General features: G+C 67.5%; 19 protein-coding genes and 1 tRNA gene. 19 read left to right on the top strand and 1 reads right to left on the bottom strand.

Annotation, left to right across the window (positions count from 1 at the left end):
- Position 1: 1 nt before the first annotated feature.
- From AC5RWU_RS12280 to AC5RWU_RS12195, 18 genes are all read left to right on the top strand, one after another.
- Positions 2-1,168, top strand: coding sequence for an amidohydrolase (locus AC5RWU_RS12280; RefSeq protein ID WP_494030807.1), 1,167 nt, complete (start codon positions 2-4; stop codon positions 1,166-1,168).
- 159 nt (positions 1,169-1,327) lie between these two features.
- Positions 1,328-2,452 carry a BMP family lipoprotein gene (locus tag AC5RWU_RS12275; RefSeq protein WP_494030773.1) on the top strand — a complete coding sequence of 375 codons (1,125 nt, stop codon included), beginning with the start codon at positions 1,328-1,330 and terminating at the stop codon, positions 2,450-2,452.
- Positions 2,453-2,471: 19 nt separating this feature from the next.
- Positions 2,472-4,019 carry an ABC transporter ATP-binding protein gene (locus AC5RWU_RS12270; protein ID WP_494030774.1) on the top strand — a complete coding sequence of 516 codons (1,548 nt, stop codon included), beginning with the start codon at positions 2,472-2,474 and terminating at the stop codon, positions 4,017-4,019.
- Positions 4,016-5,392, top strand: a complete 1,377-nt coding sequence (locus AC5RWU_RS12265; protein WP_494030775.1) for an ABC transporter permease — start codon at positions 4,016-4,018, stop codon at positions 5,390-5,392. Before AC5RWU_RS12270 ends, AC5RWU_RS12265 begins: the two co-directional genes overlap by 4 nt.
- Positions 5,389-6,696, top strand: coding sequence for an ABC transporter permease (locus AC5RWU_RS12260; RefSeq protein ID WP_494030776.1), 1,308 nt, complete (start codon positions 5,389-5,391; stop codon positions 6,694-6,696). Before AC5RWU_RS12265 ends, AC5RWU_RS12260 begins: the two co-directional genes overlap by 4 nt.
- A gap of 3 nt (positions 6,697-6,699) precedes the next feature.
- Entirely contained in the window at positions 6,700-7,119 is a 420-nt protein-coding gene (locus AC5RWU_RS12255) for a cytidine deaminase (RefSeq protein ID WP_494030777.1), read from the top strand.
- On the top strand, positions 7,112-8,398 hold the full coding sequence (locus AC5RWU_RS12250; RefSeq protein ID WP_494030778.1) for a thymidine phosphorylase: 1,287 nt from the start codon (positions 7,112-7,114) through the stop codon (positions 8,396-8,398). The genes AC5RWU_RS12255 and AC5RWU_RS12250 overlap by 8 nt, the downstream gene beginning before the upstream one ends.
- Before the next feature lie 99 nt (positions 8,399-8,497).
- A complete protein-coding gene (locus AC5RWU_RS12245; RefSeq protein ID WP_494030808.1) occupies positions 8,498-9,160 on the top strand; it encodes a DedA family protein in 663 nt (220 codons plus the stop codon).
- On the top strand, positions 9,157-10,302 hold the full coding sequence (locus tag AC5RWU_RS12240; protein ID WP_494030779.1) for an adenosine deaminase: 1,146 nt from the start codon (positions 9,157-9,159) through the stop codon (positions 10,300-10,302). Before AC5RWU_RS12245 ends, AC5RWU_RS12240 begins: the two co-directional genes overlap by 4 nt.
- 81 nt (positions 10,303-10,383) lie before the next feature.
- Positions 10,384-11,034, top strand: coding sequence for a MazG nucleotide pyrophosphohydrolase domain-containing protein (locus AC5RWU_RS12235; protein WP_494030809.1), 651 nt, complete (start codon positions 10,384-10,386; stop codon positions 11,032-11,034).
- A 109-nt stretch (positions 11,035-11,143) separates the two neighbouring features.
- A complete protein-coding gene (eno, locus tag AC5RWU_RS12230; RefSeq protein ID WP_494030780.1) occupies positions 11,144-12,424 on the top strand; it encodes a phosphopyruvate hydratase in 1,281 nt (426 codons plus the stop codon).
- Positions 12,425-12,500: 76 nt separating this feature from the next.
- Positions 12,501-13,331: an FtsB family cell division protein gene (locus tag AC5RWU_RS12225; RefSeq protein WP_494030781.1), complete on the top strand. Its 831-nt coding sequence runs from the start codon at positions 12,501-12,503 to the stop codon at positions 13,329-13,331.
- A 65-nt stretch (positions 13,332-13,396) separates the two neighbouring features.
- Entirely contained in the window at positions 13,397-14,068 is a 672-nt protein-coding gene (locus AC5RWU_RS12220) for a DUF501 domain-containing protein (protein WP_494030810.1), read from the top strand.
- On the top strand, positions 14,068-15,033 hold the full coding sequence (locus AC5RWU_RS12215) for a Ppx/GppA phosphatase family protein (protein ID WP_494030782.1): 966 nt from the start codon (positions 14,068-14,070) through the stop codon (positions 15,031-15,033). Before AC5RWU_RS12220 ends, AC5RWU_RS12215 begins: the two co-directional genes overlap by 1 nt.
- A gap of 65 nt (positions 15,034-15,098) precedes the next feature.
- Positions 15,099-16,538 carry a S8 family serine peptidase gene (locus tag AC5RWU_RS12210; protein WP_494030783.1) on the top strand — a complete coding sequence of 480 codons (1,440 nt, stop codon included), beginning with the start codon at positions 15,099-15,101 and terminating at the stop codon, positions 16,536-16,538.
- 56 nt (positions 16,539-16,594) lie between these two features.
- Positions 16,595-18,052, top strand: coding sequence for an NAD(P)/FAD-dependent oxidoreductase (locus AC5RWU_RS12205; protein ID WP_494030784.1), 1,458 nt, complete (start codon positions 16,595-16,597; stop codon positions 18,050-18,052).
- A 71-nt stretch (positions 18,053-18,123) separates the two neighbouring features.
- Positions 18,124-18,636: a GNAT family N-acetyltransferase gene (locus AC5RWU_RS12200; protein WP_494002622.1), complete on the top strand. Its 513-nt coding sequence runs from the start codon at positions 18,124-18,126 to the stop codon at positions 18,634-18,636.
- A 58-nt stretch (positions 18,637-18,694) separates the two neighbouring features.
- Positions 18,695-18,771: transfer RNA gene (locus AC5RWU_RS12195), tRNA-Leu, on the top strand.
- A gap of 221 nt (positions 18,772-18,992) precedes the next feature.
- On the opposite strand, the gene AC5RWU_RS12190 is transcribed toward AC5RWU_RS12195, so the two are convergent.
- The gene (locus tag AC5RWU_RS12190) at positions 18,993-19,289 is read right to left on the bottom strand and encodes a GroES family chaperonin (RefSeq protein WP_494030785.1); all 297 of its coding nucleotides are present in this window, start codon (positions 19,287-19,289) and stop codon (positions 18,993-18,995) included.
- A gap of 226 nt (positions 19,290-19,515) precedes the next feature.
- On the opposite strand from AC5RWU_RS12190, the gene AC5RWU_RS12185 reads away from it, so the two are divergent.
- Complete coding sequence (locus AC5RWU_RS12185; protein ID WP_494030786.1) at positions 19,516-20,358, top strand: Bax inhibitor-1/YccA family protein; 843 nt, start codon at positions 19,516-19,518, stop codon at positions 20,356-20,358.
- Positions 20,359-20,487: the final 129 nt, after the last annotated feature.

Raw genomic sequence — 20,487 nt, 5'->3', positions numbered from 1 at the left:
CATGGGCGTCTGGGTAGCGCCCCTGTTGGACGAACTGACGAGTTTCCGCCGGGACCTGCACGCCCACCCGGAGCTCTCACACAAGGAATACCGGACCACCGACCAGCTGGTGAACCGGCTTGAGCACGCGGGCCTGACTCCGAAGCGGCTGGAGGATACCGGCTGCTTTGTGGACGTCGGCGAGGGGCCGATCAAGCTGGGGCTGAGGGCGGACATTGACGCGCTGCCGATCCTAGAGGAAACCGGACTGCCCTATGCATCCAAGCACAAGGGCATCTCCCATGCCTGCGGCCATGACATCCACACCACGGTGATGCTCGGCGTCGCCCTGGCGCTGGCCCGGCTCTACGACGAGCAACCGTTTGATGGGCGGGTGCGGATCATCTTCCAGCCTGCCGAGGAAACAATGCCGGGCGGCGCCCTGTCCGTCATCGAACAGGGCGTGCTGGCGGAGGTCCCGCGGATACTGGCGCTGCACTGCGACCCGCGGATCGACGTCGGCCTCATTGGGACCCGCATTGGTGCCATCACGTCCGCCTCGGACACCGTCCGGATCGAGCTGTCCGGCCGCGGCGGCCACACCTCCCGTCCGCACCTGACCGAGGACATGGTCTACACCATGGCCCAGATCGCGGTCGGGGTCCCCGCTGTGCTGTCCCGCCGCATCGATGTGCGCAGCGCCGTCTCCGTGGTGTGGGGACAGATCCGCGCCGGTTCGGCGCCCAACGCCATCCCGGCCGCCGGTTATCTGGCCGGGACCATGCGCTGCCTGGAAGCGGAGGCCTGGCATTCGGCCGGCCAGCTTCTGGACGAAGTAGTTAAGCAGGTGGCGGAACCGTACGGCGTGGACGTGAAGCTCGAACACATCCGCGGCGTGCCTCCAGTGGTGAATTCGGAGAGGGAGATCGGCCTGATCGAGGCTGCCGCCCGCGCCGAACTGGGCGAGGACGCCGTGGTACTGACCCCGCAGTCCATGGGCGGGGAGGACTTCGCCTGGATGCTGCAGGAAATACCCGGCGCCATGCTGCGGCTGGGTACGCGGAGGCCTGGCGGGGAAACCTTTGACCTGCACCGCGGCGACTACGCACCGGATGAGCATGCGATCAGCTGCGGGGTGCGGGTCATGGCCGGCGCAGCCGTGCGGGCCGTCCGCGGCTACCGGCACTAGCTACCTGCCGGTAACGGCTCTTGAATGCTCTTCATTAATCGTTCAATAAATTTCCGGTTCTTCCCCTCCGCGGGACGGCGTGGCACTAGGGTAGGCACTGTAACCGCGCCCTGAGGAGCATCGCGAACCTTCTGCGATGCCGATTGTCCTGGAGGAACAGTGAAGAATTCGTTGCCGAAGAACCGACTGCGCGCCACGGCCGGACGCAAGGCCACCGCCGGGGCTGCCTTCCTGGGAGCCTCGGCCCTCGTGCTGGCAGGCTGCGGCGCACCGCCGTCGGAAGAGGGCGGTGCAGCAGGCGGCGGGAACAGCGATTACGCGGGCTGCATCGTCTCCGACGCCGGCGGTTTCGACGACCGCTCCTTCAACCAGTCCAGCTACGAAGGCCTGCAGGCCGCCGAGCAGGATCTGGGCATCAGCATCCGCCAGGCCGAATCCCAGTCCGAGGTGGACTTCACCGGCAACGTGGACAGTATGGTCCAGTCCGGCTGCAACCTGGTGCTGACCGTCGGCTTCCTGCTGGCGGACACCACCCGGGCGGCCGCGGAAGCGAATCCGGACACCCATTTCGCCATCGTCGACGACAACAGCATCGACCTGGAGAACGTCAAGCCGATCATCTACGACACGGCCCAGGCCGCGTTCATGGCCGGCTATCTGGCCGCCGGCCAGTCGCAGACAGGCAAGGTGGCCACCTACGGCGGGCTGAACATCCCGACCGTGACCATATTCATGGACGGCTTCGCGGACGGTGTGGCCTACTACAACCAGCAGAAGGGCGTCAACGTCCAGTTGCTGGGCTGGGACAAGGCCGCCCAGAACGGTACCTTCGTCGGCAATTTCGACAACCAGGCCAGCGGCAGGACCAACACGCAGAACTTCATCAATGAAGGTGCGGACGTGATCATGCCCGTCGCCGGACCGGTTGGACTGGGCACCATGGACGCCGTGATCGAGGCCAACGCCGCCGGCGAGGACGTCAAGGTCATCTGGGTGGATTCGGATGGCTACGAGACCGCAGGCAAGGGCGAGGAATACATCCTGACCTCCGTGATGAAGCTGATGGGCGATGCGGTGGAAGAGGTCATCCGCTCCGATGTGGAAGGCAACTTCGACTCCACGCCGTTCGTCGGAACCCTTGAGAACGGCGGCGTTGCCCTGGCCCCGTTCCACGACCTGGACAGCGAGGTCTCCGAGGAGATGAAGACCGAGCTGGAGGACATCAAGGCCGGCATTATCTCCGGAGAGATCACGGTCGAGTCGCCGGCCAGCCCCCAGCAGTAGCTGACGATTGGTGCCAGCCGTGAAACTCGAATTGCAGGGAATTACCAAGAGATTCGGTTCCCTCGTGGCCAACGACCATATCGACCTGGTTGTGGAGCCGGGCCAGGTGCACTGCCTCCTCGGCGAGAACGGTGCGGGAAAATCCACGCTGATGAATGTCCTCTACGGCCTTTATGAACCGACCGAGGGACGCATCCTCATCGACGGGCGGCCCGTCACCTTCGGCGGACCCGGGGACGCCATGGCCGCCGGGATCGGCATGGTCCACCAGCACTTCATGCTGGTGCCGGTGTTCACCGTGGCGGAGAATGTGGCACTCGGCAACGAGGCCACGAAGGCCGCCGGGCTGCTGGACCTGGACCAGGTCCGCCGGAAGATCCGGGACATCTCCGGCAAGTACGGGTTCGACGTCGATCCGGACGCCCTGGTGGAGGACCTGCCGGTCGGCGTGCAGCAGCGGGTGGAGATCATCAAGGCGCTGGTGCGGGATGCCGAGGTCCTGATCCTCGACGAGCCGACGGCGGTGCTCACGCCCAAGGAAACCGACGAACTGCTCGCGATCATGCGCCAGCTGAAGGAAAACGGCACCTCGATCGTCTTCATCTCCCACAAGCTCCGCGAGGTCAAGGAGATCTCGGACCAGATCACCGTGATCCGCCGCGGAAAGGTCGTCGGTACTGCCGACCCCGCGGCCTCCACCACGGAACTGGCTTCCCTCATGGTGGGCCGCTCGGTCAGCCTGACCCTGGAAAAGGAACCGCCGCACCGCGGCGACAATACCTTCCAGGTCCGCAACCTGGTGGTGGCCAATGCCGCCGGAAGCCGCGTCGTGGACGGCATCTCCTTCAACATCGCCCAGGGCGAGGTGCTGGCGATCGCCGGAGTGCAGGGCAACGGGCAGACGGAACTGACCGAGGCCATCCTGGGCCTGCAGGAGCACGTGCACGGTTCCATCAAGCTCGACGGCGAAGAGCTGCTGGGCAAGAGCGTCAAGAAGGTGCTGGCCGCCGGCGTCGGCTTCGTCCCCGAAGACCGGACCGTCGACGGGCTCGTCGGCCCCTTCTCGGTGGCGGAGAACATGGTGCTGGACCTGTACGACCGGCGCCCCTTCGCCAAGGGCCTGGGCATGAAGCTGGCCGCCGTCACCCGGCAGGCCAAGGAGAAGATCGCGGAATTCGACGTCCGCACGCCAAGCATCGACGCCGCCGTCGGAACCCTCTCCGGCGGCAACCAGCAGAAGGTGGTGCTGGCCCGGGAACTGTCCCGCCCGCTGAAACTGTTCATTGCCTCCCAGCCGACCCGCGGGCTCGACGTCGGCTCCATCGAGTTCGTGCACAAGCGCATCATCGCCGAGCGGGACAAAGGCACTCCCGTGATGATCGTGTCCACGGAGCTCGATGAGGTGCTGGAGCTCGCGGACCGCATCGCCGTGCTGTACCGCGGCCGGCTGATGGGGATCGTCCCCGGCGACACTTCCCGCGATGTGCTCGGCCTCATGATGGCCGGCATGAACGCCGACGAGGCACAGCAGCAGAGTCCCGCGACCCCGCAGGGAGGACACCCATGACCCCCGAGCACCGCCAGCCGCCCCGGGACGGGCACCGCCAGGAGCACAGGGAAGCCAAGGCGGAGGAAAACCGGCTGGAAGCCGCTGCGGAAACGGCCGACGGCCGCCTGGCCCCGCCGGCCGTCCCGGCCACCGCCCAGAGCGGCGACCTGTTCGCCGAGGCCCACCGGACGCAGACGGTCCTGCAGAAGATCATGGCCGGCGATGCCCTGGTGGCGGTGCTGGCCGTCGTGCTGGCCCTGGTCGTCGGCGGGCTGCTGATCGCCTTCACGGATGAGGCCGTCGCCGAAGCCGCCGGCTACTTCTTCGCCCGGCCCAGCGACACCTTCGCGGCCATCTGGAACGCCGCCAGCGAGGCCTATGCGGCCCTGTTCGCCGGCGCCATCTTCAACCCCCGCGGCGACACCTTCCAGGAAATGATCCTCCCGCTGACGGCCACCCTCACCGTGGCCACGCCCCTGATCTGCGCCGGCCTGGGCGTCGCGCTGGCGTTCCGCGCCGGCCTGTTCAATATCGGCGCGCAGGGCCAGATCATCATCGGAGCCACCCTGGCGGCCTGGGTGGGCTTCACCCTGGATCTGCCCGCCGGCCTGCACCTGGTGCTGGTCATCCTGGCCGGGATCATCGGCGGCGCCGTCTGGGCCGGGATAGCGGGGCTGCTCAAGGCCAGGACCGGGGCCCACGAGGTCATCCTGACCATCATGCTCAACTACATCGCCATCAACCTGGTCCTCTACCTGCTGAACACGCCGGCCTTCCAGCGGCCCGGCTCGTCGAACCCGATCAGCCCGCAGCTGGCGGAATCGGCCCAGTACCCGCTGCTGTTCGGTGAAGGCTTCCGGTTGCACTGGGGCTTCGTCATCGCGATCCTGGCCACGGTCTTTGCCTGGTGGCTGCTCAACCGCTCTACCATCGGCTTCGAACTGCGCGCCGTCGGTGCCAATCCGAACGCCGCGCGGACCGCAGGCATCAGCGTGACCAAAGGCTACGTCGTCGTCATGCTGCTCGCCGGCGGCCTGGCCGGACTGGCCGGCGTCGCGCAGGTGGCCGGGACCGAACACGTCCTGACCGCCGGGGTGGCGGCCAGCTTCGGCTTCGACGCCATCACCGTGGCGCTGCTGGGGCGGTCCAGCCCCTGGGGGACCTTCGTGGCGGGGCTGCTGTTCGGCGCCTTCCGCGCCGGGGGCGTCACCATGCAGACCCTGACCGGTACCAATATCGACATCGTGCTGGTGGTCCAGTCCCTGATCGTGCTGTTCATCGCCGCACCGCCGCTGGTACGGTCCATCTTCCGGCTGCCCGAACCGGGCCAGAAGACCCGGGGCGCATCCCGCAAAGCCCGCAGCTCCGTTCCCGCTGGAGGCGCAGCATGAGCACCACCACCACCACAACGGCTCCCGAGCGGAACGCCCCCGGCCAGCGCCCCGGCGCCGCGGCCGAGGTGCGCAGCTGGAAGACGCCTGTCATCCTCGCCGTGCTCGCCGCGCTTTCGCTGGTGGTCTTCGCGATCGGCAGCCCCAGTACGACGCCGACCTTCCGCCTTTCGCAGGAAGGTGACCGGTTCTTCGTACCGGACCTGGTGGTCTCCGCCCCCGTGGCGGGGTGGTTCTGCACGGTCCTGCTGGTCGGCATCACGCTGCTGGCCATTGCCAAGGTCCGCGCCGGGCTCCCGGTGCCCGGCTGGTCCCTGGCGGTCTTCGGCGCGCTGTTCGTCGCCGCGTTCCTGACGTGGGTGGTGGGCAGCGCCGGCACGCCCAGTGTGGCACTGTCCGGCCTGCTGGCCGGATCGGTGACGCTGGCCGTGCCGCTGATCTTCGGTTCGCTCTCCGGCGTACTGTGTGAACGCTCCGGCGTCGTGAATATTGCCATCGAAGGCCAGCTGCTGTTCGGCGCCTTCGCCGCCGCCGTCGCCGGGTCGCTCTCCGGCAGCGCCTTTGTCGGCCTGCTCGCGGCGGCCTTCGCGGGGGTACTCGTCTCGCTGGTGCTCGCTGTGTTCAGCATTAAGTACATCGTCAACCAGGTGATTGTCGGTGTCGTCCTCAACGTGCTGGTGTCCGGACTGACCGGCTTCCTGTTCTCCACCGTCCTGAGCCGGGACTCCGAAACCTGGAACTCGCCGCCGCGGCTGCCCATCATCGAGATCCCGCTGCTGGCGGACATCCCGGTCATCGGGCCGATCCTGTTCAGCCAGACCATCGTCGGCTACCTGATGTACGCGGCGGTCATCGTGATCTACGTGGCGCTCTACCACACCAAGTGGGGCCTGCGCACCCGCGCCGTCGGCGAACACCCCAAGGCCGCGGACACCCTGGGCGTAAAGGTCAACGCCACCCGATTCTGGAATGTCCTGCTGGGCGGGGCGGTGGCAGGGTTCGGCGGTGCCTTCTTCACACTGGTAGCCGTTTCCAGCTTCGGCCGGGACATGACGGCAGGCCAGGGGTACATCGCCCTGGCGGCCCTGATCTTCGGCCGCTGGAACCCGATCGGCGCGTTCCTGGCCTCCCTGCTGTTCGGTTTCGCCACCAACCTGCAGTTCGTGCTCAGCATCCTGGGCACCCCCGTTCCCAACCAGTTCCTGGCCATGCTGCCGTACCTGGTGACCATCTTCGCCGTCGCCGGCCTGGTTGGCAGATCGCGGGCCCCGTCGGCCAGCGGCGTCCCGTACGTGAAGGGTTAGGACATGGAACCGGATGCCGTTGACTGGGACGCGCTGACCACGGCCGCCCGGGACGCGATGGCCCGTGCCTACGTCCCCTATTCGAAGTTCCCGGTTGGGGCAGCCGCGCTGACCGAGGACGGCCGGATCGTGGCCGGCTGCAATGTGGAGAACGCCTCCTACGGTCTGACCCTGTGCGCCGAATGTTCACTGGTGAGCCAGTTGCACCTGACCGGCGGCGGCCGGCTGGCCGCGTTCGTCTGTGTCGACGGCACCGGCCGGACCCTGATGCCCTGCGGCCGCTGCCGCCAGCTGCTGTACGAGCACCGGGCACCGGGGATGCAGCTGCTGACAGTCAGCGGCATCAGGTCCATGGACGAGGTGCTGCCTGATGCGTTCGGACCGGAGAACCTCGCCGAAGATTTAGGAGATCCAGATGACTGAAAAGTTCGATGCCGTCGACATTATCCGGACCAAACGGGACAAGGGAATCCTGAGCCAGGACCAGATTGAGTGGGTGATCGACGCCTACACGCGCGGCGCCGTGGCCGATGAGCAGATGGCCGCGCTGAATATGGCCATCCTGCTCAATGGCATGGACCGTGCGGAAATCTCACACTGGACGTCGGCGATGATCGCCTCCGGCGAACGGATGGATTTCTCCGCCCTGGGCAAAGCCACCAGCGACAAGCACTCGACCGGGGGCGTGGGGGACAAGATCACGCTGCCGCTGGCGCCGCTGGTGGCGGTCTTCGGAGTTGCCGTGCCGCAGCTGTCCGGCCGCGGACTGGGGCACACCGGCGGGACGCTGGACAAGCTGGAATCCATTCCGGGATGGCGGGCAGCGCTGCGCAACGACGAAATGATGGCCCAGCTCGCCGACGTCGGAGCCGTGATCTGCGCGGCGGGAGCGGGGCTGGCTCCCGCGGACAAAAAGCTGTACGCGCTGCGGGATGTCACCGGCACCGTCGAAGCTATTCCGCTGATCGCGTCATCGATCATGAGCAAGAAGATCGCCGAAGGAACCGGCTCGCTGGTGCTGGATGTGAAGGTCGGTTCCGGCGCGTTCATGAAGGACGAAGACAGCGCCCGCGAGCTGGCGGAAACCATGGTGGCCCTGGGCAAGGACGCCGGAGTCAATACCGTTGCCCTGATGACCAATATGTCCACGCCGCTGGGGCTGACCGCCGGAAACGCCATCGAAGTCGAGGAAGCCGTCGAAGTGCTTGCCGGCGGCGGTCCGGCGGACGTGGTGGAACTGACGGTGCAGCTGGCCAGCGAAATGCTGGCCGGAGCGGGCCAGCCCGATGCCGATCCTGCCGCGGCGCTGCAGGACGGGCGCGCCATGGATGTCTGGCGGCGCATGATCCGCGCCCAGGGCGGCGATCCCGATGCCAAGCTACCCGTGGCCGCCGAATCCGACGTGGTCTACGCACCGGCGGACGGCGTCCTGCTGGAACTGGACGCGCTGGCCGTCGGCGTCGCCGCCTGGCGGCTTGGCGCCGGCCGGGCCCGGAAGGAAGATGCGGTCCAGGCCGGCGCGGGCGTCAGGATCCACGCCAAGCCCGGGGCGATGGTCCGTGCCGGCGAGCCGCTCATGACCCTGCTGACCGATACCCCGGAGAAATTCGGCCGGGCCCGGGATGCCCTGGAGCACGCCGTCGTCATTGCTCCGGAAGGGGACCGTCCCGCACAGCGGCTCATCATTGACCGGATTTCCTAGCAGCTGGGTGGCACGAATGCGGCCGTGGCATCGTTAAGACCTCAGTCAGTCGCTGGACGCGGCGAATCGATCCGCGCAAGGAGCACCCGCTTGGAAGTTATGGAAACCATCAATGAACTGATCCTCGGCGCAGCCGGCCAGCCCTGGGTGTACCTCCTGCTGCTGGCGCTGTGCATCATTGACGGTTTCTTCCCGCCGGTGCCCAGTGAATCGGTCGTCGTTGCGCTGGCAGCCATCGCCATGTCCGTGGGCATGCCCAATATCTGGATCGTCATGCTCATTGCGGCAGCCGGGGCCATCATCGGCGACAACATCGCCTATGCCATCGGCCGCAGGATCGGTGCCGACCGCTTCCGCTGGATGCGCCGGCCCCGCGTCGCCAAGTCCTTCGCCTGGGCACGGAAGGGACTGGACAAACGCGGGGCACTGCTGATCCTGACGGCCCGCTACATCCCGGTGGGCCGGGTTGCGGTGAACATGACTGCCGGAGCCACGGGTTTCCCGCGCCACCGCTTCCTGTTGTTCACGCTCGTCGCCGGAACGTCCTGGTCGCTGTACTCGGTGGGCATCGGGCTCCTCGCCGGCGCCTGGATCAAGGACTACCCGCTCCTGGGCGCGGGCGTGGCGATCGTGCTGGCACTGATCCTCGGGTTCACGATCGACAAGATCATCTACCACTTCGCCAAGCGCAGGGACAGTCGGCGGGAGCAGTCCGAAGCACACGGGCGGGACCCTGCGGAAACTGTAGAGTGGGGCTTGTGACTGAGCCCATTGTGAATGATGTCCCTGCCTCCGCTATCGACTTCGACCTTCGCAGCCTGCCCAAGGTGTCGCTTCACGATCATTTGGACGGCGGCCTGCGTCCGGCCACCATCATCGAACTTGCGGCCCAGGCCGGCCACCGGCTGCCGTCCGAGGATCCCGTCGCCCTGGGTCAGTGGTTCCGGGAATCCGCCGACTCCGGTTCGCTGGTCCGCTACCTCGAAACCTTCGACCACACGATCGCCGTGATGCAGACGAAGGAGGGGCTGTCCCGCATCGCCAAGGAATTCGTGGAGGACCTGGCGGACGACGGCGTCGTGTACGGCGAGGTGCGCTGGGCACCGGAGCAGCACCTCACCAAGGGAATCACCCTTGACGAGGCCGTGGAGGCCGTGCAGGCGGGGCTGGAGGCCGGCGTCGAAGCGGTTGAGGCAACCGGGCGGCAGATCCAGGTGGGACAGCTGATCACGGCCATGCGCCACGCGGACCGGAGCATGGAAATCGCCGAGCTGGCGGTCCGGCACCGGGACAGGGGAGCCGTCGGCTTCGATATCGCGGGCGCCGAGGACGGCTTCCCGCCGTCCCGCTTCAAGGATGCCTTCACCTATCTGGCGGAAAACCAGTTCCCGGCCACCGTCCATGCCGGCGAGGCCGCCGGCCTGGACAGCATCGTGGACGCACTGGTCCATGGCCGCGCCCTGCGCCTGGGACACGGGGTACGGATTGCCGAGGACATCCAGGTCGAGTTCACCACCGACGAGGACAACGCCAACGACGTCGGTATGGTCACCTTGGGCCGCGTCGCCGCCTGGGTGCGGGACCGCGGCATTCCCTTGGAGATCTGCCCGTCCTCGAACCTGCAGACCGGTGCGATCGAGCAGTTCGGCGAAGCCATCGAGGACCACCCCATCGACCTGCTCTACCAGACCGGCTTCCACGTCACGGTGAACACTGACAACCGGCTGATGAGCGGCGTCAGCCTGACCGATGAGTTCGAGCTGCTGGTGGAGGCCTTCGACTACGACCTCGACGATCTTCGGGTCCTGACGCTCAACGCCGCCGAAGCCGCCTTCCTGCCGCTGGAAGAGCGCGAAGCGCTGGCGGACTACATCGTCGAGGCGTACGAAAACCTCGCCGGATAGCCGGTGGAACCGGAGCGTGCCGGCCCGGCGTTTGCGCGGCTGGTCCTGATCATTGGCCAGCTGCGCCTCCACTGTCCCTGGATGGGGGCCCTGACGCATGAATCGCTCGTGGAGTACCTGCTGGAGGAGTCCTACGAGCTCATCGACGCGATCGAGACCGGCCATGTCGAAGCGGCCGACGCCGCGGAGCTGAAGGGCGAGCTGGGCGATGTCCTCCTGCAGGTGGTGCTCCATGCCCAGCTGCAGGAGGAACGCGGCAACTTCGCCATGGCCGATGTCGTGGACGGGCTGGCGGAGAAGATGATCCGGCGCAATCCGCATGTCTTCCGGCCCGACGGCAGCCTGCAGGAGTCCTTCCCGGCCACTGTCGAGGAAATCGTCCGGACCTGGCATGACATCAAGAAGGCCGAGCGTCCGCAGCGCGCCTCGCCGTTCGACGGGATCCCGGAGCAGCTGCCCGCCCTTGCGCTGGCTGCGAAAACCCTTGGCCGGGCGCGGCGGGCGGGGGTGGAGCACGGCGCAGGCCGGCAGCCGGACGCCCGGCAGCAGGACGCGGAACACCGGATACCGCAGACGGAAGACGACCTGGGCGATTTCCTGTTCGCCGTCGTCGGCCGGGCCGCCGAGCAGGGACTTGACCCCGAGCGGGCGCTGCGCACCGCGGTCCGCCGGTTCCGGCAAACGGTTGCCGCAAATGCCCCGGAAAATCAGCCGCCGGCCGGCCCTGAGTAACACGGCTTCGCGATGACCGGCAGCCCCGGGACCTCGGCTAGGCTAGTGCCGAGACTGGGGTCCCGGTTTTCACCGTCAGACAGCTTCCCAAGAACAGGAGCACTTTTTCATGGCGACAATCGATGCCATCCACGCGCGCGAAATCCTCGATTCCCGCGGCAACCCCACCGTTGAGGTTGAAGTCCTGCTCGACGACGACACGTTCGGCCGCGCGGCGGTTCCCTCCGGTGCCTCCACGGGCGAATACGAGGCCAACGAGCGCCGCGACGGGGAAAAGGGCCGCTACCTCGGCAAGGGCGTGCTGCAGGCGGTCGAGGCCGTCATCGAGCAGATCCAGCCGGCCCTGCTGGGCTTCGACGCCGCTGACCAGCGCGCCATCGACCAGGCCATGATCGACCTGGACGGCACCGAGAACAAGTCCAACCTGGGCGCCAACGCCATGCTCGGCGTCTCCCTCGCGGTGGCCCGCGCGGCCGCCGAATCCGCAGCCCTGCCGCTGTACCGCTACCTCGGCGGACCGAACGCGCACGTGCTGCCCGTCCCGCTGATGAACATCCTCAACGGCGGCTCCCACGCGGATTCCGACGTCGATATCCAGGAGTTCATGATCGCTCCGCTGGGCGCGGAAACCTTCTCCGAAGGCCTGCGCTGGGGCGTTGAGGTCTACCACGCGCTGAAGTCCGTCCTCAACGACAAGGGCCTGGCCACCGGCCTGGGCGACGAGGGCGGTTTCGCTCCGAACCTGCCCTCCAACCGCGCGGCGCTGGACCTGATCCTCGAGGCCATCCAGAAGGCCGGCTACACCCCGGGCACGGACATCGCCCTGGCCCTGGATGTGGCGTCCTCGGAGTTCTTCAAGGACGGCTCCTACACCTTCGAGGGCCAGCAGAAGAGCGCGGCGGAGATGTCCGCCTACTACGCAGAGCTGGTCCGCGACTACCCGCTGGTCTCCATCGAGGATCCGCTGGATGAGAACGACTGGGACGGCTGGAAGGCCCTCACCGACTCGATCGGCGACAAGGTCCAGCTGGTCGGCGACGACCTGTTCGTCACCAACCCCGCCCGCCTGGAGCAGGGTATCCGGAACAATACCGCCAACTCCCTGCTGGTCAAGGTCAACCAGATCGGCACCCTGACCGAGACCCTGGACGCCATCTCGCTGGCCCAGCGTTCCGGTTACACCACCATCACCTCGCACCGTTCCGGCGAGACCGAGGACACCACCATCGCGGACATCTGCGTGGCCACCAATGCCGGCCAGATCAAGACCGGCGCACCGGCCCGCTCGGAGCGCGTTGCCAAGTACAACCAGCTGCTGCGCATCGAAGAGGAACTCGACGACGCCGCCCGCTACGCAGGCCGCAACGCCTTCCCGCGTTTCACGGCCTAAGTTCGCGCGCTCGGTGGGTACCCTCTTTAAGAGGGGCCCATCGGCTCCGGACCAGGCTTGTGAACTGAGGAGTTGAATGTCCACCCGACGTCCCAATATGCCCCGGTCCGCGCGGTCGGCCGGCGGAGTTCCGGGCAGGGGAGCTGCCCCTGCCCAGGGGCAGCCGGATCCTGCTGCAGCGGAACCGGCAGGGACGTCGGGTGCCGGCGTTCCGGGGCGGGGATACGACGGCGGCGGGGAGGTCCTGCGCCTCAATTTCCACCGCTCCGGCGATGGCCAGCAGAGTTCCGGCCAGCATCCCGGCGGGAAGCGGAAGCCGACGCCGTCGGAAGCCCGCCTCGCAGCCCGGAGGCAGCTTGCCGAAGGCATCCGGCAGCCGGACGGCATGGGCGGCGCCGTCATCTCCCGGAGCGACCCGGCAGACGCCGCCGCGGGCTCCGAGGCAGCGCCGGGCATGGACCAGCCCGGCGGCCAGGCCCGCCAGGGTGGCCGGACGGTCGGGGATTCCAAGCCGGTACCCGCGAAGGCTTTTTCCGGACGGCTGCTGGCACTCGCCGTCGTACTGGTTGCCATCACCGTGATGCTGGCGCCGACCGTGAAGACCTTCCTGCAGCAGCAGGGGGAAATTTCCGCGCTGGAAGCGGAAATCGCGCAGCAGCTGCAGACCCAGGACCAGCTCGAACGGCAGCTGGCCCGGTGGGATGATCCCGCCTATATCAAGCAGCAGGCCAGGGACCGGCTGTTTTTGGTTATGCCGGGGGAGAAGCAATACTTGGTATTCGGTGCCGAACCCGGCACTGGGGACGTTCCGGAATCCGCGTCGGATTCCGCCGAAGGCAAATCCGCGGAGGACCTGCCATGGGTCGACGCACTCTGGGAGTCCGTCAATCGCTCAGCGACAGACTGAACCGGCCGTAACCGCAACGGGTGACCGGGACAGCAGGGTCAACCGGGGCAGGAAGGAACGCGGTCATGGACCAGGCAGAACGCACACCCACCCCCCAGGACCTGGAGACGCTCAGCCGCCAGCTCGGGCGGCCGGTGCGTGACGTCGTCGAAATCGGGGCGCGCTGCGTCTGTGGCAATCCGCTGGTGGCCACCACCGCGCCGCGCCTGGGCAACGGCATTCCCTTCCCCACGACGTTCTACCTGACGCATCCGGTGATTACGTCCGCGGTATCGCGGCTGGAGGCCGGCGGCGTCATGGCGGAGATGACCGAGCGGCTGGAGCAGGACCCGGAGCTTGCCGCGCGCTACCGCGCCGCGCATGAGCAGTATCTGGCGGTCCGCAACGAGATCGGCGAGCGCACGGGCGTGGGCCCGGTGCCGGAGATCGACGGCGTCACGGCCGGGGGGATGCCCACCCGCGTCAAGTGCCTGCATGTGCTGGTGGGGCACTCGCTGGCCGTGGGCCCGGGCATCAATCCGCTGGGCGACGAAGCGCTGGACCGGATTGCCGAATGGTGGACCCTCGACCGCTGCTATTGCCAGGGCGCCTGGGATGTCAGCGGGGAGGCCCCCCGCAAAGACCTGAGCCGCCACACCAAGACCCAGGGACTGAGCCCGGAGGAGCTCGCGCGCAAGCGCGCCGAGCGCCGCCCGGCAGCGCCGGAAACCGAAGCGCCGGAAACCGAGGAGGACTAATGCGTGTTGGCGCCATCGACTGCGGAACCAATTCCATCCGCCTGCTGATCGCGGATACCCGCACCCCTGCGGAAGGAAACAACGACGGCGGCGCGCGACTGGCCGACGTCGTCCGCCTGATGCGCGTGGTCCGGTTGGGCCAGGGGGTGGATGCCACCGGGCGGCTGGCCGACGAGGCGCTGGAGCGCACCTTCGCCGCGGCGGAGGACTACGCCGGCCTGATCCGGGAGTACGGGGCCAGCAGGCTCCGCTTCGTGGCGACCTCGGCCACGCGCGACGCAGCGAACCGCCAGGCCTTCGTGGACGGCATCCGGCAGCGGCTGGGCGTCGAACCGGAGGTCATCAGCGGCGCCGAAGAGGCCGGGCTGTCCTTCGCCGGCGCCACCAGCGTGCTGGGCGCGTCGGCGGCGGAAAGTGTCCTGGTGGTCGACCTGGGCGGCGGCAGCACGGAGTTCGTGGTGGGCGATGCCTCCGGGGTCAAGGCCGCACGGAGCGTGGACATGGGCTGCGTCCGCTTCACCGAGCGCTACCTGCGTTCCGATCCGCCGGCCGCCGGCCAGATTGCGGCTGCCCGCGCCGAAGTGAATGCGATTATCGACGGTGTCCTGGCCGAGGTGCCGCTGCGGGACGTGGCGAAGGTCGTCGGAGTCGCCGGAACGATCACCACCGTGACCGCCCACGCCCTGGGGCTGACCGAGTACCAGCCGGACGTCATCCACGGCACCGAGCTGAGCGTGGAACAGACTGCGCGCGCCGCTACGGATCTGCTGCACATGACCCACGACCAGCGGGCGGCCCTGCCGTACATGCACCCCGGCCGCGTGGATGTTATCGGAGCCGGAGCCCTGATCTGGCAGACCATCGTCGAGCGCATGGCCGAGCTGACCGGCGGGCGGGTCACCTCCGCTGTGACCAGCGAACACGATATTCTCGACGGAATCGCCCTGAGCGCAGCGCGCCTGTGACAATGCTTACATAGCATCTTCGCGCAGCCGACCGGGGACGCAGTCTGAAGAGAAGGATTGACAGCATGCTCAATGGCCATCGACAGGGTGCCGGGAAGGCATCCCTTGCCCTGGCCAGGATCGCCGCGGTCTTCGGCGCGTTCGCGCTGTTCGGCGGACTGCTGGTTCCGCCCGCCGCCGTCGCGGATGCGACGCGCGACCGTGAGTACTGGCTCGCGGAGTACGGCATTGCCGAGGCCTGGAAGGTCAGCCAGGGTGAAGGCGTCAAGGTTGCCGTCATCGACAGCGGCGTGGACGCTTCGCATCCTGACCTGGCCGGCGCCGTCGTGGGCGGCACGGATGTTTCCGGAGCGGGCAGCGCCAATGGCCAGCAGGGCATCGGACAGACCCCGGAGCACGGCACGCTGGTAGCGACGCTGCTGGCCGGACGCGGCCACGCAGCGCCCGCACCCCCGGCGCCCGCACCCACTGCGGGGGAAACCGCCCCGGAAGCCGGTGCCGAGGCGTCGCCTGAGGCGTCCCCCGCGCCGGAAGCGGGCCCGGGCGCAGGGCCGGACGGCATTATCGGCGTCGCCCCCGCCGCCGAAATCCTGAGTGTTTCCGCCTGGATCGGGACCCAGAATCCCGCCGGGATCAGCATCGAAGACCAGATCCCGGCCGCAGTGCGCTGGGCCGTGGACAACGGCGCGCAGGTGATCAACATGTCCCTGGGCAGCTCCTCTCCGGCCTGGCCGCAGAGCTGGGATGATGCCTTCCTCTATGCCGAGCAGCACGACGTGGTGATCGTCGCCGCCGCCGGCAACCGCAGGGTGGGAATAGTGCAGGTGGGCGCTCCTGCCACGATTCCCGGTGTGCTGACGGTTGCCGGGCTTAGCCGGGCGGGGGAAGCCAGCTGGGATTCCTCCTCGCAGGGGATCAGCATCGGTGTCGCAGCACCTGCCGAGGAGCTGGTCGGAGGCCTGCCGGGCGGACTCTATGCGGACTGGTCCGGCACCTCCGCCGCAGCTCCGCTGGTCTCCGGCGTTGCGGCCCTGATCCGGGCGCGCTATCCGGAGCTGAGCGCAGCACAGGTGGTCAACCGCATCATCAGCACCGCCCGCGACGGCGGGGAACCGGGGAAGGATCCGATTTACGGCTACGGCATCCTGGATGCCAACGCCGCCCTGACCGCCCAGGTGCCGGTGGTCGAGGCGAATCCGCTGGGCAGCATGGCGGACTGGATCAGGGTGCACCGGCGCGGGAGTGCCGCGCCGCCGGAGTCCGCTCCGGCTCCTGCTCCTGCGGAAGAACCGGCCATCCCCGAGCCGACGGTTCCGGTTGCCGCCGAGCCGGCTTCCAGCGGCGACGTCCTTCCTGCGAGCATCATTTTCGGCTTCGCGGGACTGATTCTCTTTGTCATCGCCGGCGGGACCTACCAGACGGTGCGGGCCCGCAAATACGCCCTGGAAAACCCGCAGGAAGAGGAGGGGGAGACAGGCAGCATCCCTGCGGTGAAAGGGCGGTAGGCACAGCCCGAAAAATTACTCGTGAAAGTTTTCACAAACCCTGTTACGCTGGATTTATGGCACTGATTCCCGAGTTGTCCGACCGCCCGCGCATTCTCATCGTCGGCGGAGGCTACGTTGGCCTCTACGCTGCACTGAAACTGCAGAAGAAGATCAAGTCCCAGGGCGGTATCGTGACCCTGGTCGATCCGCTGCCCTACATGACTTACCAGCCGTTCCTGCCTGAAGTGGCCGGCGGCAACATCGAATCCCGGCACGCGGTGGTGTCCCACCGCCGCCATCTGCGGGACACCGAGCTGATCAACGGCAAGGTCATCGCCGTCGACCACGCCGCCCGCACCGCCACCATCCAGCCGGTGGACAACGAACCGGCCTTCCCGCTGACGTACGACGAGATCATCATCGCGGCCGGCTCCATCACCCGCACCTTCCCGATCCCGGGCCTCGAGGAGGCCGGCATCGGCCTGAAGGCCATCGAAGAGGCCATGGCCCTGCGCAACCAGGTCCTGGAGCTGATTGAAACCGCCTCCCTGACCAGCGATCCGGCGATCCGGAAGCGCTCCCTGACCTTCGTCGTCGTCGGCGGCGGCTTCGCCGGCATCGAGATCCTCGCCGAACTTGAAGACCTGGCCCGTTCCGCCGCCGAACGCAACAACCGGCTGGATGTCTCGGAGCTGCGCTTCGTCCTGGTGGAGGCCATGGGCCGCATCATGCCGGAGGTCACCGAAAAGCAGGCCGAGCGGGTGGTGGAGGAACTGCGCGGCCGCGGCATCGAGGTCCTGCTGAACACCTCGCTGGCGTCGGCGGAGGAGGGCCACCTGAAGCTGATCAACATGGCGGACAAGAGTCCCGCTGGCGAGTTCGACGCCGACACCCTGGTCTGGACCGCGGGCGTGCAGGCCAACCCCATGGTCCGCAAGACCGACTTCCCGATTGACGAACGCGGACGCATCCGTGCCGGTGCCGACCTGCGCGTGACCGGTGATGACGGCGTGGTCGAAGGCGCCTGGGCCGCCGGCGACGTTGCCGCGGTGCCGGATCTGTCCGGTGGCGGCGTGGGCGGCTTCTGCGTGCCCAATGCGCAGCACGCCCTGCGCCAGGCCAAGCACATGGCCAAGAACATTCTGGCCCAGCGGTCGGGGCAACCGGTCACCGACTACAGGCACACCACGATCGGTGCGGTCGCGGGCCTGGGCATGTACAAGGGCGTGGCGAAGGTGGGTGCCGGCAAGCTGGTCCTCAAGCTGCACGGCCCCTTGGCCTGGCTGATGCACCGCGGCTACCACGGCATGGCCATGCCCACCATGGAACGCAAGGTCCGCGTCATCGGCAACTGGGTGCTGAACTGGGTGGCCGGCAAGGACACCACGCAGATCCTCAATGCCAACGATCCGCAGCGCACCTTCCGCGAGGCGACGTCCCCGACGCCGAAGATGGCCACCCCGTCCGTGGCACCGGTGGGCACCGCGCGGGAACGGAAGAAGAAGACGGAGCCGGTCAAGGCGGCCAGCTAGTCACCTGAAGCGGGTCACCGGCCGCCGCCGCGCACGCTTAAGCGCGGTTCCGAAAGCGTAGACTGCGAAGAATGCTTATCCGACCCGAAACAGCGCAGGACCGGCCGGCCGTCCTGGAGATTGCCGCCCAGGCCTTCCGGAGCTCCGACGATCCCGGGCCCGAACCGGCCGAGGTGGAACTGCTGCGCCGGCTGTTCCGCAGCCGGGAGTATATTCCCGGACTGTCCCTGGTGGCGGAGGCGGACGGCCGGGTCCTGGGCCACGTCATTACCACCCGCGGCTGGATCGGCGAGGAGCCGTCCCTCGGGCTGGGGCCCATTGCCGTCCTGCCCGGGGAGCAGGGCCGGGGGATTGGCACCGCCCTGATGCAGGAGACCATCCGGGTGGCGCGGGAGATGGGGGAGCGCTCCATCGTGCTGCTCGGGCACCTGGATTACTATCCCCGGTTCGGGTTCGTGCCGGCGGCATCGCTGGGCATCCAGGCACCGGATCCGGCCTGGGGAGACCATTTCATGGCGCTGGCGCTGGGCGGTGCCTGCGGGCGCGGGACCTTCCGCTACGCTGGACCGTTCTCGGAACTGTAGCTTCCGTGCTGCGCGCTTCAGGCGCGCCATCGAGTAGTCTTGATGGGTGCCGGAGCACGCCCTAGTAGCCCAATTGGCAGAGGCAGCGGACTTAAAATCCGCAAAGTGTGGGTTCGAGTCCCACCTGGGGCACCATCACGGTGACCAGGGGAAGCCTTCCTGAACGCGCAACCGTCCCCACCTGAACTATCCGGTTGTCCTGTTCGTTGTCCCGGCATAACGGACTGGGAAGGGGGGATGGGATGGTCTGGTACGAAATGATCGGGGATGCCTGGTGTTTGCTGTGCGGAGTCCTGTTATAGCCTCAGGCAAGCACTGATGACCCTGCCCGGACCGGAACAGCTGAAGGCCGCTGCCTAGAGGTACAGGCCCATGCTGGTAGCGGCTTCCTCCGGTTCGGCCACGGCATGGATGTCGCGCTCGCGGAGCAGGATGTATTCCTTGGCGGAGATCTCCACCTCGGAGCGGTCCTCCGGATCGAAGAGGACACGGTCGCCGATGGCCACCTGGCGCACGTTCGGCCCGGTGGCGACGACTTCGGCCCAGGCCAGCCGCTTGCCCATCTGTGCCGTGGCCGGGATGACGATGCCGGAGGAGGAGCGCCGTTCGCTGCTTTCCTTGTCGAGCGAGACCAGGATGCGGTCGTGCAGCATGCGCAGCGGTAGGGACGTGGGAGGAGCTTCTTGGGCAGAGTCAACGGGGGGCAATGCGGGTCCAGTCGGTAGTGGGTGGAGGGCAGACCTTACTTAGTTTAGCCACCGCCTGCCCACGCCACGTGGTTGCCTCGGCGAACCTGGGGAATTTTCTGCCTGCCCGATCGTTGACATTGATAGGGTTTAGGTAGCTAACCGGCTCCCACACATTCGTTAGGACAGTCACATGGCACTCGGCGGCAATCCCGTGTTCAACGGGAAGAATTTCCGCGAACAATCCCGCGGCAATTATCCAACGGTCGGCTTCGGCGCGGCCCCCACGGTCCAGCAGTCCCAGATGAGCAGCCAGCAGCTGCAGGATATGTACAACATGCCTGCCGCTGGCCCCGCCCAGATGGGCCGCATGACCTATGACGACGTCATTATGAAGACCCTCGGCTGCCTGGCCCTGGTGCTCGTCGGCGCGGCGGTCGGCTGGATGATCCCCGGCCTGATGATCGTCGGCGTGATCGTCGGCTTCATCCTCGGCCTGGTCAACGCCTTCAAGCGCGAGCCCTCGCCGGCCCTGATCCTGGCCTACGCCGGGTTCGAAGGCCTGTTCATCGGCGGCATCTCCGGTGTCCTGGACGGAATCTTCCCGGGCATCGCGCTGCAGGCGGTGATCGGTACGCTCGCCGTCTTCGGCGTCACGCTGGCACTGTTCAAGAGCGGCAAGGTCCGCGCCACCCCCAAGGCCGTCCGGTTCTTCATGATCGCGATGATCGGTTACGCCGTCTTCAGCCTGGTCAACCTTGGCCTGATGATCTTCGGCGTCTCCGAAGACCCCTGGGGCCTGCGCACCGGCGTCGAAATCTTCGGCATCCCGCTGGGCGTCCTCATCGGCGTCCTGGCCGTCGGCCTGGCCGCGTTCTCCCTGATCATGGATTTCACGTCCATCGAGGAAGGCGTCCGCAACGGCGCTCCGCAGCGCTACTCCTGGACTGCGGCCTTCGGCCTGACGGTCACTCTGGTCTGGCTGTACACCGAGATCCTGCGGATCCTCGCGATCCTGCGCGCTGGCGAGGAGTAATCCAGCCGCACGGTTGCAGCGGGGCCCCGGCAGTTCACAATGCCGGGGCCCAAACCCTCTGACCTATGTCCTCCGGTCTCGGGCGCGCCACCCTACTGCAAGCCAAGGTGGCCGGAAGAAGGAAGGCGA

The organism is Arthrobacter sp. B0427-1-12, assembly GCF_059092905.1.
This window is presented reverse-complemented; position numbering and strand designations above follow the sequence as displayed.

Coding starts and splice junctions, on each gene's coding strand:
- AC5RWU_RS12265 (WP_494030775.1), top strand. CDS start 4,016: ATGACCCCCGAGCACCGCCAGCCGCCCCGGGACGGGCACCGCCAGGAG.
- AC5RWU_RS12210 (WP_494030783.1), top strand. CDS start 15,099: ATGCTCAATGGCCATCGACAGGGTGCCGGGAAGGCATCCCTTGCCCTG.
- AC5RWU_RS12235 (WP_494030809.1), top strand. CDS start 10,384: ATGGGGGCCCTGACGCATGAATCGCTCGTGGAGTACCTGCTGGAGGAG.
- AC5RWU_RS12185 (WP_494030786.1), top strand. CDS start 19,516: ATGGCACTCGGCGGCAATCCCGTGTTCAACGGGAAGAATTTCCGCGAA.
- eno (WP_494030780.1), top strand. CDS start 11,144: ATGGCGACAATCGATGCCATCCACGCGCGCGAAATCCTCGATTCCCGC.
- AC5RWU_RS12225 (WP_494030781.1), top strand. CDS start 12,501: ATGTCCACCCGACGTCCCAATATGCCCCGGTCCGCGCGGTCGGCCGGC.
- AC5RWU_RS12250 (WP_494030778.1), top strand. CDS start 7,112: ATGACTGAAAAGTTCGATGCCGTCGACATTATCCGGACCAAACGGGAC.
- AC5RWU_RS12260 (WP_494030776.1), top strand. CDS start 5,389: ATGAGCACCACCACCACCACAACGGCTCCCGAGCGGAACGCCCCCGGC.
- AC5RWU_RS12280 (WP_494030807.1), top strand. CDS start 2: ATGGGCGTCTGGGTAGCGCCCCTGTTGGACGAACTGACGAGTTTCCGC.
- AC5RWU_RS12190 (WP_494030785.1), bottom strand. CDS start 19,289: ATGCTGCACGACCGCATCCTGGTCTCGCTCGACAAGGAAAGCAGCGAA.
- AC5RWU_RS12245 (WP_494030808.1), top strand. CDS start 8,498: ATGGAAACCATCAATGAACTGATCCTCGGCGCAGCCGGCCAGCCCTGG.
- AC5RWU_RS12220 (WP_494030810.1), top strand. CDS start 13,397: ATGGACCAGGCAGAACGCACACCCACCCCCCAGGACCTGGAGACGCTC.
- AC5RWU_RS12215 (WP_494030782.1), top strand. CDS start 14,068: ATGCGTGTTGGCGCCATCGACTGCGGAACCAATTCCATCCGCCTGCTG.
- AC5RWU_RS12200 (WP_494002622.1), top strand. CDS start 18,124: ATGCTTATCCGACCCGAAACAGCGCAGGACCGGCCGGCCGTCCTGGAG.
- AC5RWU_RS12205 (WP_494030784.1), top strand. CDS start 16,595: ATGGCACTGATTCCCGAGTTGTCCGACCGCCCGCGCATTCTCATCGTC.
- AC5RWU_RS12255 (WP_494030777.1), top strand. CDS start 6,700: ATGGAACCGGATGCCGTTGACTGGGACGCGCTGACCACGGCCGCCCGG.